Genomic DNA, 14,697 nt, shown 5'->3' with positions numbered 1-14,697 from the left:
TTGTTCTCCCCGTAACACTGCCATGGCCTTCAACATTCCGAGACACCTGTTCCGATGCGCGAGACGATCTCGTCCCAGTAGCCGGGCATGGTCTCCCACGGGTCGGCCACGCCGTCGCGGTCGTGACGGTCGGTGAACCAGATCGTCGCCGCTCCCTGCCAGCGCGCGATGCGCAGCGCCTCGTCGAGGTGCCCGCGAGGCACACCGTGCACGAAGTGGCAGAACCGCTCGGGCGGGTGGTCGGCGGTCCATGCGGCCGCCTGCGACCAGCGGTAGTCGCTCCAGGGGCCGGAGAAGGTGACGAGTTGGTCGGCGTTCTCCGCGTATCCGGGATGCGGATGGGTGCCATGGCCGAGGACGATGTGGGGCGCGTCACGGAGCGCGCGGAGGGTGCCGACGGTGCGGCGGACCTCCGCCAGCTCGGCGCGTTCGGTCGGGCAGCGGTCCAGGAGGAAGCCGTCGACCTGGTACCAGTCGAGGTACCGGTGGGCGTCGGAGATCACCTCGCCGAAGGCGCGGGCGCCGTGGATGGCGTCGAGGCGGCCCAGGAGGCGGACGCCCGCGTTGCGGAGCCGGCCCGCGGCCTCCAGGCAGTGCGGGTCTGGGCGGACACCGGGTCCGTCGGCGACGTCGAGGACGACCCAGTGCAAGGGCCGACCGGGTCGGGCGAGTTCCCCCCACTCGGCCGGCGCGACGAGGGGATGAGCGAAGCCGGGGACACCGAACCCGGTGCGGACGTCGGTGCTGGCGGCGCCCGTTCGGGTGCCGGTCAGATACGACATGCCGCCTCCATCCAGATGTCGGCGAGGGACTCCTCGAGGTTGATGCGCGGCCGCCAGCCCAGCCGGTCGCGGGCGGTGCGGACATCGGCCTGCTGCCAGTTGCCGCACCCGTCCGGGTACGGGTACACGACCGGTGCCACGTGGTCGGAGTCCGGGCGGGGATGACCGATGGCCGGCCTGAGATGGCCGCCGGGAGGACCGTCGAGTTCGTGGAGGGTGCCGCCGTATCCGGCCACACGCGCGAGGACGGCGGCGGCGTCCCGGAGGCGGACGGCACGGCCGGATCCGATGTTGATGACGCCCTGCGCGGCGGACAGCGAGGCGGCGTGCACGGCGCGGGCGACGTCCCGCACGTCGATGAAGTCGCGCTGGGCGCCGAGTCCGCCGAGTTTCAGCTCACCGTCTCCGGACTGCATGGCGCGGCGCAGCGCCTCGGCGAGCCGGCCCAGCGGAGAGCCGGCGGGGGTGCCGGGCCCGGCCGGGGAGAACACCCGCAGCACGACCGCGTCCAGGCCGGAGCCCAGGACGAGTTCGGTGGCGGCGAGTTTGCTGACGCCGTACGGGCCGCCCGGGCGCGGGACGGCGTCCTCGGCGGTGGAGGAACCGGGCTGGCTGGGGCCGTACTCGGCACCGCAGCCGATGTGGACGAGACGGGCGCCGCAGCCGCTGCGGCGCAACGCCTCGCAGACGGTGGCGACGGCGACGGTGTTGTGCCGGGTGAGTTCCCGGGCTCCGCCGCGGGTGGCGCCCGCGCAGTTGACGACGACCTGAGGATGGACCGCGTCGAGGAAGCGGGTGAGGGCTCCGGGACTGCCGCTCGCGAGGTCGAAGCGGACATCGGCGTCGTCGCCGCGGCCGAGCGCGGTGAGCTGGACGGCCGGGTCGGCGAGAAGACGGTCGGCGACGAAGCGGCCGACGTAACCGTTGGCTCCGGTCAGCAGAACCCTCATCGTGCGGCTCCCGGGGTGTGTGCCGCGGCTGCTCCGGTGACCGCGCGGGCTCCTGCGACCGCGGGTGTCCCGGGGGCTCCGGTCGCTCCGGATCGGGAGGTGGTCATCTGGTCTCTCCTTAGGGGGACTGCATGGGTGGAGGAGCGCGTGCGTCGTGCGGTCCGTGCACGGTGGGGGTGGCGCGGCGCGCGGTGGTCGGGGGCGGGCGGACGGCTCCGGGTCAGCACGGGTGGTCCGTTCGCGCGTGGGCCGAGGCCCTGGTGAGAGTGCGGGTCGCGTGGATCAGCAGGGTCAGGGCCGCCGCCCCGCAGACGAGGGCGGGCACTCCGGCGGGGCCCCAGGCGGCCACGATCGTGTCGACGGGTACGGCCAGGAAGCCGCAGCCGGGTAGCCGGCCCGCGAGCAGCAGGGCAAGGGCGATCGCCTCGGCCGCCCCGGCGGTCCCGAGGACGACCGCCGGGGCATGGGTGAAGCCGTGGACGGTGAGGAGGCGGGAGAGAAAGAGCAGCGCTCCCAGGGTGAGCGATCCCGCGTAGGCGGGGGGTTCGCCGAGGACCGCCGCGCAGAGGCCGGTGAGGACCGTGAGGGCGCCCAGAAACAGGAGGAAGGTGCCGAGCAGCAGCGGCCGTACGGAGGCGGCGAACTCGTTCAGGCCCCGGCTGGTGTCGAGCCTGTGCCGGGCGCGGACGACGAGAAGGTGCGCGCACCATACGGCGGGCGCGCAGGCCAGGGCGAGGGCGCAGAGCGGGGCCGCGGCGAGTGGCCAGGGGCCATCGGCCGTTCCGGTGGGCAGGCCGTCGGGGCCTCCGTCGGCCGCGACGCGCAGGAAGCCGTCGCCGAGGGCCGCGTAGGCGAGCAGCCAGCCGATCCGGCCGCCGGTGCGGTGCCGGCCGGGGCGCGGGCCGCGCGGGGTCGACGGGCCCCGACCGTCGCGGAGGCTCAAAGGACCCCGGCGGAGCACGGCACGCAGGGCCAGGGTCACCGCCAGGACACCCGCGGCGACCGCGAGGAGGCGGGCCTGACCGTGGGTGAGACGCAGGCCGACGACGGTCGCGGCGCTCAGGGCGCCCGGCAGCAGGGCGAGCAGCGCCCAGTCCAGGCGGGCCCGTGGCGCCGGAGCGGACGGCGGGCGCGGCGGTGTGTCACCGTCTCGGGGAACACGGGCGTACATCTCCTCCGCGAGGGTGAAGACGTCCCGGTGCCGGAACCGCGCGGCGGTGCGGTCGGTGACACCGTGGGCCTCCAGCCCCGCCGCGATCTCCAGTGGATCGACCGCCCGCTCGCACAGGTCCCGATGACGGTGCATCAGCGCCTTCACCGGGTCCACGGCGCCGCCTCTCCGCGGGGTGACGGGGGTGGTGCCCGGACAGGGGCGTGCGCCGGGGCCCTGCGCGGGACGCTCGGCCGGGGTGGCCGCCGCCGGTCCCCTGGAATCGGTCGGAGCGTCGGTGGACGCAGAGGCGCCCTCGCTCCCGAGCCACTCCCGCGAGCGTTCGCCCCGGGGGTTCGCCCGTCTCGCGGGGTGGTCGAGTTCGCCCAGGTCGCTCATCGGACCCCCTCGGTCGCGACGACGGGAGTGCTGAGGTGGGGCGACGACGGCCCCGGCCCGGCGGTGGAACCGCGCGCCGCGGCCCTACCCCGCACCGGAGGTCCCGCCGTCCAGCCGGCCGGGTCGCGGGGGGCGGCCCGTCCGCCGAGACCGGTCCACCGGCCGGGCAGCCACGCCTCGGCCGGGACCGCGAAGGGCCGGGGTGCGCCGGCCGCGTCGAGGACGACCCGGCGAACCGGGCTCCGGGAGACGATCTCCAGGTAAGCGCTGTGAAACGCCGCGATGTTCTGCTCGACGGTGAACAGTTCGAGGGCACGTGCGCGGGCGGCCGCGCCCAGGCGCGCACGGCGCGCCGGGTCGCGCAGCAGCGCCACGCACGCCTCGGCGAGCGCCCGCGGGTTGCGCGGCGGGACGAGGAGTCCGGTGCCTCCGATGACCTCGACCACCGCGCCGACGTCCGTGGACACGGTCGCGCGCCCGCAGAACATCGCCTCGACCAGGCCGACCGGGAACCCCTCGACGACGCTGGACAGGACGACGACGGCGCCCCCCGCGTACGCCTCGGCGAGTCCGGGTGCCTCAGGGCCGCCGATCTCCTCGAACGACACCGGGTTGTCGCCGACGGCGTGCGGCCCGGCCGCTTCGTCGGGGAAGAGCTGCGCGGCCAGCATCCGGCAGTGGCCGAGGTAGGCCTCGCCCTCCGCTCCGACCGCCGTGCCGAAGATCCGCAGTCTGGTGCCCGGCTCCTCCTTGCGGATCTCCGCGAGGGCGTGGAGCAGGGACACCAGGTCCTTGGCCGGTTCCACCCGGCCGACCCAGACCAGCGTGCGCGGGTCGGCGACGTCCGGAGAGTCGCCGACCTCGCTGAAGCGGGAGGCGTCCATGCCCGGGTAGACCGTGCGCAGCTTGGCCCGGTCGGCACCGCAGCGCTCCTGCCAGCGGCGGGCGTGCGCGTTGCCGGGCGTGACGCAGGCCGCCTGCCGGTACACCTCGGCGGCCAGCCGGCCGTGGAAGACCGCCAACAGGGACCGCACGGCCGGTGCGTCCTCCGGGATCGGAGCGGCGGCCGGAACCGGATCCGCTCCGGGACCGCAGGCCCCGCCCTCGCCGGCGCCCAGGTAGTGCGTGCGCAGCCGGACCCCGTACTCGGTCACGAGCAGCGGCACGCCGAAGAAGTGACGGGCGAGCAGGCCCGGCAGTGCCGCCGCGCCCCCGGACGTGGCATGGCAGAGGTCGACCGAACCGAGCCCGTCGCCTCCGCCGTCCTCGTACCAGTCGAGCGAGAGGGGGCGCAGGGCGCGTTCGAGATGTGCGGCGGCGGCGAGGAGATCGGGTACGCGCGCCTCGCGCGCCGCACCGAGCGCGCCGGGCGCACGGCAGGCGCACTCCAGGGCGCGCACGGCTGCCTCCGAGCGGAGCGCCCTCACCAGGCCTCCCGCGTCGCGGGCGAGTTCCGCGAGCCCGTACAGCGCGTTGCTGAAACGGTCCGCCAAGGGGGCGGAACGGTCCGTGCCCGTGTCGGCGGGCGCTCCCTCGCACAACGCGGACACCAACGCGTCGTAGTGCTCGGTGAAACGCCGACGGGCCCGGCGTCCGTGCACCACCCCGTCGTCCCGCGCGGTCCACAGCGGCGCGGTGCGCACGCGGCCGACCTGGGGCGGCAGCGCGATCTGGCCCGCGGTCTCCTGGCGCTCGGTGCGGCTGAGCGCGTAGACGTCGAACTCGTGCTGCTCGAGCCCGCGCACGAGCCGGTCGCACCAGAGCCCCGCATCACCGCTCACATACGGATAGCCACCCTCCGTAAGTAGTCCGATGCGCACGCGTGCACCCCCGATCTCCCGTCTCGGGAGCCGCCGTTGACCCGGCGGCTCGCAGCGGGACGAACGTATGCGGACAAGGCGGTGGTGCGACGGACGGTTGTCCATCGCACCACCAAAAGGGGTGAACGGTCGTAACTTTCGCGTACGAGTGGCGTTCTGTCGCGCTAAGAGATCGGGCGAGCGCGAAACGCTGTCTCCCGAGGCGCGCGGAGGCGCTCCCCGGACGCCCCGCCGACGCCCCCTGGCCAGGCGTCAGCTGTTCGGGTAGGGCCAGGGGTTGGGCAGACAGCGGACCCCGTCGTACTCCAGGAACTTCGTCTGCTGCTGCATGACCGGCGCCAGGTCGCCGTCCTTGTCGCAGGTGACATGGCCGTAACCGAGGCGGTGGCCCACCTCGTGGTTGATCAGCATCTGCCGGTAGGCGTACATCTCGTCGCCGTAGGTCCTGGACCCCTGCGCCCACCGGTAGGCGTTGATCATCACGCGTTCGGTGGCGGCCGAGTCGCAGGAGACGTTGTCCTGCGTGGTGTCCAGGCCGGACTTCGCGCACCAGTCGGCGGTGGTATCGGGGCTGGCGAGCGTGATGACGAAATCGGGTTCGCCCGAATGGATGCGCTCGAAGGTCCGCCCGCCGCCGTGGGCCCAACTGCGTTCGTCGTTCAGCGTCTTCTGCACAGCCTGTGCGAACAGTCCGGCGTCCAGCCCGAGCCCCTGCTCGACGTCCACGCGGTAGGTGTACTTCTGCCCCTTGCCGGGCGCCTTGTCGATGCCGGGTACGGCGTCGAACCTTCCCGACCCCGCGACCGTGGCCCCGAGCGGGAACCGCACGCTCATCTTCTGGTCGTACGTCAGCGGCACCACACCCGGTGACGCCGACGGGCTAGGCCGGTCGGCGCCGGGCGCGGCGGCGTGGCGGGCGCCTTGGGCGGCCTTGCCGGCCGTGGCCTGCGACTGGAGGGAGTCGTCGTCGCGCGCGTCGGTGACCTGGCCGGCCACGACGATGGCCAACACGGTGGTCACGGCGGCGGCCGCGATCCCGGTGAAGGCCCGGCCCTTGCCACCCCTGGCCGCCGGCTCACCGGTGGGCGGCTCGTCCTCGGACCCGCCGATGCCGCCGCCCGTGGCAGCCGGACGGGGACTCCCGTCCCGGTCGGTGACGGAGACGTAGGCGTCGGTGGGGCGCGGGACGACGCAGGTCTCCGTGGCGAGTGCGGTGGTCGCCGCGGCCGCCACGGGCGTGCGGCGGGCGAAGACGTCGTCGCCCTCGGTGAAGGCGTCGAGGTAGTCCTGGCGCGGTCCCGCCGCATCCGTCCGCCGCAGCCTTGCCCCGGCCGCGGCCTCGGGTCGCTGCCGAGGGATCAGCGGGCCTGAACCGCTCGCCGTACGGTCCCTCAACTCCCCCCAGGCGCCCCCGGCTTCACGCTGCTCCGGGTGCCCGCCGCGGACCTGCGGCGCGCCGTGGGCGGGAGTGCTGTCGGGGGCCCGGCGCCGGCCCGGTACGGACAGCCCGTGAGCGGGGGTGCCGACCGCGAGTCTCGGCGCCCCGCGAGCGGGCACCCCGTCGGGCGAGCGGGGCAGGCCGCGAGCGGAGGTCCCGTCGGGGATTCCGGGTGTCGCGGAGGGCCCGTCGGCGGGCCGGACCGGATTCTCGGGGCGATCGCCCCGCGCTTCGTCCGGCGCGGATCCCCGGGAGGCACCGTCGGTGCCCTTCTGCGGCGCGCTCTTGGGCGCAGGCCCGCGTCGACTGTGACGTCCCACGACCCCCCTCAGCTCCCCGAGCCCGCGGATCCGCCGGCCCGCTCGGAGAACGCCCCGGAGCCCGAGCCGGTTCCCGGCGCCGACTCCGCATCCGGCGCGGACCTCGTATCCGGCGCGGACCCGGACCCGGTGCCCGCTCCGTATCCCGTCCCCGCATCCGGCCCCGGCCCGCCGTCGGCGTCCCGCCTCGCCCCCACACCGGAGCGCGCGCCGGTATTCGTCCCGGCCCTCGTCTCCACAGCCGGTGCCCGGTCCCTCGTCTCCTCCAGCAGTTCCCGGAACGCCGTGGCAACCGTCTCCGGATACTCCATCATCGCCACGTGCCCCGCGTTCGGCAGGGTGAGCAGGCGGGAGTCGCGGAAGGCGCGTGCCGACCTCTGGGCCATGCGGAATCCGACGAGCCGGTCGCGGCCGCCGTAGACGAGCAGGGTCGGGGCGAGGACACGTTCGGCCTGGCGCCACAGGCCGTGCTGGCCCCCCAGCGTGTAGGCGTTGACCAGCCCGCGCGCGGAGCGTGTCATCGCGTCCCAGAAGTACGGCAGCCGCATCCGCCGCTCGAGTTCTTCCACGGCGTGACCGAACGCTTCCGGCCCGACCCGCCCGGGGTCGCCGTAACACAGGGCCGTGACGCCGCGGACCCGCTGCTCGGCCGTCCACTCGCGGGTGAACCGGGTGAACAGCGCCGCCACGCCGGGCATGCCGAGCAGGCCCGTGGGCACCGCCGTGCGCTGGACTCGCAGTTCCGGAAGGGCGGGCGAGACGAGGGTCAGTGTCCGCACGAGGTCGGGACGGACCGCCGCGACACGGGTGGCCACCGCGCCGCCGAGCGAGTTGCCGAAGAGGTGGACGGGTCCGCGGCCGGACGCGTCGATGTGGCGGATCACGGCACGCGCGTGTGCCGTGATGGAGTAGTTGCCGTCGTCCGGCGGCGGGGAGTCTCCGAAACCGGGGAGGTCGACGGCCTCGCTCTCGACGACGCCGTCGAGCTGTGCCATCAGCGCGGACCAGTTCTGCGAGGAACCGCCGAGGCCGTGGACGTACAGCGCGGGTTGGAGTCCCGCGCGCGCGGGCGGCCTGGAGCGGACCGTCAGGGTGGCGCCGGGCAGGCGGACCGACCGCACTCTCTCGCCCTCGGCGACCCGCACCGACGCGGCCTTCGGCAGCACGCTGGTGGGCGGCACGGACGGCAGCTCTGTCGAAGACATGCCGCAATGTTACGAGACGATCACGTCTGGACCCGTGTGTTCGGCGTCACAAGAGGCCGGCCGCGCGTCGCGGAGATGGCGGCACGATTCGTGGGCACATCGCATAGCGTCCGAAACGGGTGTCTCCTAGGCTCTTACAGAGGGCACCCGCGTGTGGCCCCTGCATTTTCAGGGACGTCCGTAGGAAGGGAGCCCGTCATGGCCATCGACCCCACCGATCCGGAGACGTTCGCGGACGAGGAGGACGGCGCCGCGGAGATCGGCGTCGAGGCGCCGGAGAACGACGCCGCCGAGCAGCAGGCCGATGTCACGCCGAGGAACGACGACCCGCTGGAGGGCGTCGACCCCGGTCTGGCCAACGAGGCCGACCTCGTCGAACAGGCGCGAGTCGTCTCGCACGACGAGGACGACTACCGCTGAGAAGACTGGCGTCGGCCATCGAGGAGACGTCGGCGACCGCCGTCCGCCGAATTGAAGCAGCGTTTCTTCCCACTACGCCCCGCTCTGAAACGTTACCTACGGCTTTTGTCGTCGTCCGGTCCGTGAAATTCTGCGCTCGCACCGCGCGCACCACGGTTACCGAAAAGTACGATGGCGGCGCGGCGGCACACCGCAAGAGGGACGACTTTGGGAGGCGGCGTGACAGCCATCGAGCAGACTGAGGCGGCGCGCCCGCGAGGCACCCGCCTGCCGCGCCGTGCCCGACGGAACCAACTGCTGGGCGCCGCCCAGGAGGTCTTCGTCGCGCAGGGGTACCACGCGGCCGCGATGGACGACATCGCCGAACGCGCCGGCGTCAGCAAGCCGGTGCTGTATCAGCATTTCCCGGGCAAACTCGACCTCTACCTGGCCCTGCTGGACCAGCACTGCGAGTCGCTCATCCAGGCCGTGCGCAGCGCGCTCGCGTCGACGACGGACAACAAGCAGCGCGTCCGCGCGACGATGGACGCGTACTTCGCGTACGTCGAGGACGACGGCGGCGCCTTCCGCCTGGTCTTCGAGTCGGACCTGACGAACGAGCCCGCCGTGCGCGAGCGCGTCGACAAGGTCACCAACGAGTGCGCCGAGGCGATCTGCGAAGTCATCGCCGAGGACACCGGTCTCTCGCGCGCGGAGTCGATGCTGCTGGCCTCCGGTCTCGGTGGCCTCGCGCAGGTCGTGGCCCGTTCCTGGCTGCACAGCGACCGCAGCGTCCCGCGCGACCAGGCGGTGCAGTTGCTGGCCTCCCTGGCCTGGCGGGGCATCGCGGGATTCCCGCTGCACGGCATCGAGCAGCACTGAGCGACGCCGTCCCGGCCGTTTGTTCCCGTTCGCTGTTCGCTCCTGGCGTGGACGGCCGCGCGGTACGCGTCCCCTCACCGGGCTAATGTGTGCAGCGTACGGCGCGGACGCCCGCGCACCTCGTGATCGTCGGAGGGACTTAGCCGTGGAGGTCAAGATCGGCGTGCAGCACGCGCCCCGCGAGATCGTTCTGGAGAGCGGTCAGACGCCCGAGGAGGTCGAGCGCGTGGTGGCCGACGCCCTGGCCGGGAAGTCGCAGCTGCTCAGCCTCACGGACCAGCACGGCCGCAAGGTCCTGGTTCCGGCCGACCGCCTGGCCTACGTGGAGCTGGGCGAGCCCGCCCCGCGCAAGGTGGGATTCGGCGCGCTGTAGGCGACGCTCGACGGAAGGGGCCCGGCGGCCGTTCGGCTGCCGGGCCCCTTCCGCGTCCCGCCGCACCCGCGGGCACCGCATTCCCGCACATTGCCCTTTCACGGACGGAGCACGACCCGGCCACGAGGGAGGATTGCATTCCGCAGGTCACGGGTATGACGGGCTACGACCTTGGTGCACAGCCCGGCCGCCTGGAGGGACCTCGGATGATCTTGGAAGCGCTCGGCTCCGCTGTGCTCGGTCTCGTGCTCGCGTGGGCGGCGGTCCACCGCCTGTCCCACCGGCTCCCGGCCCGCACGCTCGTGCTGGCGACGGGCGTCGCCGGAGCCCTGTTCGGTGACTTCGTCACCCACAGCGCGGTGGGTCCCGGTTCGCCGCTCGTGGGTCTCCTCGGCGCGGTGATCGTCTCCACCGCTTCCCTGTCCCTGCTCCTGCGCCCGGCGACGAGACTCCGCCGCCGATCAGCGACCGCCTGACGGCGGGCCCTCGCAGGACCACCGAGGAGGACCTCGCGGAGGACCCCCTCGCGGAGGACCCCCTCGCGGAGGACCCCCTCGCGGAGGACCCCCTCGCGGAGGGCCCCGCGAGGACGCCCTCGCGGGGCCGCCCGAGAGGACGCGGGGAGCTGTTCGCACAGCCGCACACCGCCGAGGGCCACGCCCGCGGCCCGGCTGCGCAACGAGGCAGCCTTCCGGTCAGGCGACCGACCCAGGACGCCGCCCGCGGAGCGCTACGCGGCCAACCCCAGCGCCGCCATCCGCTTCGTGTGCGCCTCGGTGATCCGCGAGAACATGCGGCCCACCTCCGCGAGGTCGAACCCGTCCGCGACACCGCCGACGAGCATCGTCGACAGCGCGTCGCGGTCGGCCACCACCCGCTGCGACTGCGACAGTGCCTCACCCATCAGCCGGCGGGCCCACAGCGCGAGCCGCCCGCCCACACGCGGTTCCGCGTCGATCGCCGCGCGCACCCGGTCGACGGCGAAGCCGGCGTGACCGGTGTCGTCGAGGACGGCCAGCACCAGCGCGCGGGTGTCGGTGTCGAGCCGGGCCGCGACCTCGCGGTAGAAGTCGCTGGCGATCGAGTCGCCGACGTAGGCCTTGACGAGGCCCTCCAGCCAGTCCGACGGGGCGGTCTGCCTGTGGAAGCCGTCGAGCGCGGCGACGAACGGCTGCATCGCGCGCGTCGGTTCCTCGCCGATCTCCGTGAGCCGGTCGCGCAGCCGCTCGAAGTGGTGGAACTCGGCCGACGCCATCTTCGCCAGTTCCGCCTTGTCCTCCAGCGTGGGGGCCAGCTTGGCGTCCTCGGCGAGCCGCTCGAACGCCGCCAGCTCGCCGTACGCGAGCGCGCCGAGCAGGTCCACGACCGCGGCCCGGTACTGCGGGTCGGCGGATGCCTTCGCCCAGTCCTGGGCGGCGATACCGGTGGCGGCGTTCTCAGGCTTGTCAGAACTCGTCATGCAGCGCACAATAGCCCGCCCGTCACGGGACGGAAGTCCCTGGTCAATCAGTGTGACGACGACGACGCGAAGGACCACGTCCGACGGTGTGACAACCACAACGTGACCGAATCGGCCATCACATGTGCGCGAGTTCGGGGTATGGTGGTAATGCGCCTGCCGAGTATTCGACGGGCCGCAGGTATGAGGATGCCCGGTCGGTGGCCCGATCGGCTCCGACCCGACAGCCCTCCCTGGCCGTACGGCACATCGCGTACGACGACCGGAGGGAATCCCTCAGCGGTACGAACGCTAGAGCGTCGGCAGAGGTCCCGTGTCTTGCCGGCTTTGCCCCACGGGCGGCCGACGTCCCCGGCACGGTCCGACACGACCCCCGCGCTCGCCTCGCACCGCGCACACAGAAGAGGCACCGCCCTGACTACCACGTTCCGAGAGCTCGGGATTCTGTCCGAGACCGCCGAAGCCCTCGAGGCCGTCGGCATCACCACCGCCTTCCCCATCCAGGAAATGACGCTCCCGGTGGCCCTGACGGGCACGGACGTCATCGGCCAGGCCAAGACAGGCACCGGAAAGACGCTCGGCTTCGGCCTTCCGCTTCTCCAGCGCGTCACCGTCCCCGCCGACGTCGAGGCCGGCCGCGCCACGCCCGAGGACCTGACCGACGCCCCGCAGGCGCTCGTCGTCGTCCCCACCCGCGAGCTGTGCACGCAGGTCACCAACGACCTGCTCACCGCGGGCAAGGTGCGCAATGTGCGCGTTCTCGCCATCTACGGCGGCCGGGCCTACGAGCCCCAGGTCGAGGCGCTGAAGAAGGGCGTCGACGTCATCGTCGGCACTCCGGGCCGACTGCTGGACCTCGCGGGCCAGAAGAAGCTCGACCTGAAACACATCCGCTCGCTCGTCCTCGACGAGGCCGACGAGATGCTCGACCTGGGCTTTCTGCCCGACGTCGAGAAGATCATCAACATGCTTCCGGTGAAGCGTCAGACCATGCTGTTCTCGGCGACCATGCCGGGCGCGGTCATCGGTCTCGCGCGCCGCTACATGTCGCAGCCGACGCACATCAACGCCACCTCGCCGGACGACGCGGGCGCGACCGTCGCGAACACCAAGCAGCACGTGTACCGCGCGCACAACATGGACAAGCCCGAGATGGTCGCGCGCATCCTCCAGGCCGAGGGCCGCGGCCTGGTCATGGTGTTCTGCCGCACCAAGCGCACGGCGGCCGACCTGGCCGACCAGCTCCAGCAGCGCGGCTTCGCCTCCGGCGCCGTCCACGGCGACCTCGGCCAGGGCGCCCGCGAACAGGCGCTGCGTGCCTTCCGCAACGGCAAGGTCGACGTCCTCGTCTGCACCGACGTGGCCGCCCGCGGCATCGACGTCGAGGGCGTCACCCACGTCATCAACTACCAGTCCCCCGAGGACGAGAAGACGTACCTGCACCGCATCGGCCGCACCGGCCGCGCGGGCGCCAAGGGCATCGCCGTCACCCTCGTCGACTGGGACGACATCCCGCGCTGGCAGCTCATCAACAAGGCGCTGGACCTGAAGTTCCCCGACCCGCCGGAGACGTACTCCACGTCCCCGCACTTCTTCGAGGAGCTCAACATCCCCGCGGGCACCAAGGGTGTCCTGCCGCGTTCGGAGCGCACGCGCGCCGGACTCGCCGCGGAGGAGATGGAGGACCTCGGCGAGCCGGGCGGCCGTGGTGGACGTGGGCGGAACGACCGAAACGACCGCGGTGAGCGCCCTGGGGGCGGCCGGGACGAGTCCCGCTCCGCCGAGCGCGAGCGCCCCGCCCGTACGCCGCGCCGCCGGCGCCGCACGCGCAACGGCGAGCCCCTCGACGCATCGGCCCCCGCCGCGACCGTCGCACCCGAGCAGGCACCTGCCGCGGAGGACGCGACCTCCCCGCGTACGCCGCGACGCCGACGCCGGGGGCGGCCCACAGGGGCGCAGGAGGTCGCTACGGCGGCGTCCGTGACGCCGGTCGGCGTCCCCGAGGCCGCCGAAGCGGTCGCGACGACCGTGGAGAGCCCGGTCCTCGACGCCCCGGAGGCCGCCAAGCCGCGCCGCCGCCGCACCCGCAGGAACGCGGAGGCACCGGTGAGCGTGACGGAGACGGCGGTCGGGACGGCGGTGGAGATCCCCGCCCAGACGTCCGTGAAGGAGGCCCCCGAGGCCGAAGCCGTGGTCGACGCGGCGGAGGCGTCGGAGGCCAGGCCGCGCCGCCGCACCCGCAAGGCGACGTCCCCGGCCGAGACCGCGGTCGACGCCGTGGAGATCGCCGCTCCGGCCACCGAGGCCGGGCCGCGTCGTACGCGCAAGACGGCGGCCCCGGCCGCCGAGGTCGCGGCCGACAAGGCCGAGGCCACGGAGGCCAAGCCGCGCCGTACGCGCAAGACCGCCGCCCCGGCACCGGCCGCCGAAGCCGCCGTCGACACCGCCGAGGCGACGGAGGCCAAGCCCCGCCGCACCCGCAAGGCCGCCCCGCCGGAGACGACGGCCACCGTCGTCGACATCCCGGCCCAGGCCGCGCAGGAGCCGGAGACCAAGCCGCGCCGCGCCCGCAAGACCACGGCCACCGCCACGGCACCGGCCGCCGAAGCCGCTGTCGAGGGCACGGAGGCCAAGCCACGCCGCACCCGCAAGACCACGGCCACCGCCACGGCACCGGCCGCCGAAGCCGCCGCCGAGGCCACGGAGACCAAGCCGCGCCGCACCCGCAAGGCCGCGGTCGCGACGGAAGCCGCGGCGGACGCCGCCGACGTGGTCGAGGCCAAGCCGCGTCGTACGCGCAAGACGGCGGCTGCGGCCGCCGAAGCCGCGGTCGACGCCGCCGAGGGCACGGAGGCGAAGCCGCGCCGTACGCGCAAGACCGCCGCCCCGGCCCCCGTCGCCGAGGACGCCGTTGAGGCCAAGCCGCGCCGGACCCGAAAGACGGCCGCCCCGGCTGCCGAGGGCACGGTCGACAAGGCCGAGGGCGCGGAGGCCAAGCCGCGTCGTACGCGCAAGACCGCCGCCCCGGCCGCCGAAGCCGCTGTCGACGCCGCCGAGGGCACGGAGGCCAAGCCGCGCCGTACGCGCAAGACCGCCGCCCCGGCCGCCGAGGTCGCGGCCGACACCGCCGAGGCCACGGAGGCCAAGCCCCGCCGCACCCGCAAGGCCGCCCAGCCGGAGACGACGGCCACCGTCGTCGACATCCCGGCCCAGGCCGCGCAGGAGCCGGAGACCAAGCCGCGCCGCACCCGCAAGACCACGGCCACCGCCACGGCACCGGCCGCCGAAGCCGGTGCCGCCGGCGAGGTGAAGCCGAAGGCGCGGCGCTCGCGCAAGGCGACGGCCGCCGCGGAGTCCGCGGAGAGCTGATCGTCCGCAAGGCCACAGTCCGACGGCCCGGTCCCTCCCTGGTGGGGCGACCGGGCCGTCGGCGTTCCCGGCAGGTGCGCCCCGCGCCGTTGCCTCCGCGCGGGGCGCACGGCAGTCCGACGACCCCCGACCCGCCGTGCCAGAAGTTCTC

General features: G+C 74.0%; 12 protein-coding genes. 5 read left to right on the top strand and 7 right to left on the bottom strand.

Going from position 1 to position 14,697, the window contains the following annotated elements:
• Positions 1-29: 29 nt before the first annotated feature.
• From ACZ5Y0_RS05620 to ACZ5Y0_RS05595, 6 genes are all read right to left on the bottom strand, one after another.
• Entirely contained in the window at positions 30-782 is a 753-nt protein-coding gene (locus ACZ5Y0_RS05620) for a spherulation-specific family 4 protein (RefSeq protein WP_469127316.1), read from the bottom strand.
• The gene (locus tag ACZ5Y0_RS05615; protein ID WP_469127315.1) at positions 770-1,732 is read right to left on the bottom strand and encodes an NAD-dependent epimerase/dehydratase family protein; all 963 of its coding nucleotides are present in this window, start codon (positions 1,730-1,732) and stop codon (positions 770-772) included. The genes ACZ5Y0_RS05620 and ACZ5Y0_RS05615 overlap by 13 nt, the downstream gene beginning before the upstream one ends.
• 220 nt (positions 1,733-1,952) lie before the next feature.
• Positions 1,953-3,281: a hypothetical protein gene (locus ACZ5Y0_RS05610; RefSeq protein WP_469127314.1), complete on the bottom strand. Its 1,329-nt coding sequence runs from the start codon at positions 3,279-3,281 to the stop codon at positions 1,953-1,955.
• Positions 3,278-5,101 (bottom strand): DUF3492 domain-containing protein, encoded by a 1,824-nt coding sequence (locus ACZ5Y0_RS05605; RefSeq protein ID WP_469127313.1) that lies wholly within the window; start codon positions 5,099-5,101, stop codon positions 3,278-3,280. The genes ACZ5Y0_RS05610 and ACZ5Y0_RS05605 overlap by 4 nt, the downstream gene beginning before the upstream one ends.
• Positions 5,102-5,353: 252 nt before the next feature.
• Positions 5,354-6,658 carry a DUF3152 domain-containing protein gene (locus ACZ5Y0_RS05600; RefSeq protein ID WP_469127312.1) on the bottom strand — a complete coding sequence of 435 codons (1,305 nt, stop codon included), beginning with the start codon at positions 6,656-6,658 and terminating at the stop codon, positions 5,354-5,356.
• A gap of 209 nt (positions 6,659-6,867) precedes the next feature.
• Positions 6,868-8,064: an alpha/beta fold hydrolase gene (locus tag ACZ5Y0_RS05595; RefSeq protein WP_469127311.1), complete on the bottom strand. Its 1,197-nt coding sequence runs from the start codon at positions 8,062-8,064 to the stop codon at positions 6,868-6,870.
• 198 nt (positions 8,065-8,262) lie between these two features.
• On the opposite strand from ACZ5Y0_RS05595, the gene ACZ5Y0_RS05590 reads away from it, so the two are divergent.
• From ACZ5Y0_RS05590 to ACZ5Y0_RS05575, 4 genes are all read left to right on the top strand, one after another.
• Complete coding sequence (locus ACZ5Y0_RS05590) at positions 8,263-8,484, top strand: hypothetical protein (RefSeq protein ID WP_469127310.1); 222 nt, start codon at positions 8,263-8,265, stop codon at positions 8,482-8,484.
• Positions 8,485-8,703: 219 nt separating this feature from the next.
• Positions 8,704-9,345: a TetR/AcrR family transcriptional regulator gene (locus tag ACZ5Y0_RS05585; RefSeq protein WP_366062522.1), complete on the top strand. Its 642-nt coding sequence runs from the start codon at positions 8,704-8,706 to the stop codon at positions 9,343-9,345.
• 145 nt (positions 9,346-9,490) lie between these two features.
• The gene (locus ACZ5Y0_RS05580; RefSeq protein WP_073493074.1) at positions 9,491-9,718 is read left to right on the top strand and encodes a DUF3107 domain-containing protein; all 228 of its coding nucleotides are present in this window, start codon (positions 9,491-9,493) and stop codon (positions 9,716-9,718) included.
• 206 nt (positions 9,719-9,924) lie between these two features.
• Complete coding sequence (locus ACZ5Y0_RS05575; RefSeq protein WP_469127309.1) at positions 9,925-10,194, top strand: hypothetical protein; 270 nt, start codon at positions 9,925-9,927, stop codon at positions 10,192-10,194.
• A gap of 254 nt (positions 10,195-10,448) precedes the next feature.
• Here ACZ5Y0_RS05575 and ACZ5Y0_RS05570 read toward each other — a convergent pair whose 3' ends face one another.
• Positions 10,449-11,186: a ferritin-like fold-containing protein gene (locus tag ACZ5Y0_RS05570; RefSeq protein ID WP_469127308.1), complete on the bottom strand. Its 738-nt coding sequence runs from the start codon at positions 11,184-11,186 to the stop codon at positions 10,449-10,451.
• A 498-nt stretch (positions 11,187-11,684) separates the two neighbouring features.
• Here ACZ5Y0_RS05570 and ACZ5Y0_RS05565 point away from each other — a divergent pair, with 498 nt between their 5' ends.
• A complete protein-coding gene (locus tag ACZ5Y0_RS05565; protein ID WP_469127307.1) occupies positions 11,685-14,546 on the top strand; it encodes a DEAD/DEAH box helicase in 2,862 nt (953 codons plus the stop codon).
• Positions 14,547-14,697 lie beyond the last annotated feature (151 nt).

Source organism: Streptomyces sp. NPDC033216 (assembly GCF_055577115.1).
The sequence above is the reverse complement of the archived record's forward strand: the minus strand, read 5'-3'. Positions and strand labels throughout refer to the sequence as shown.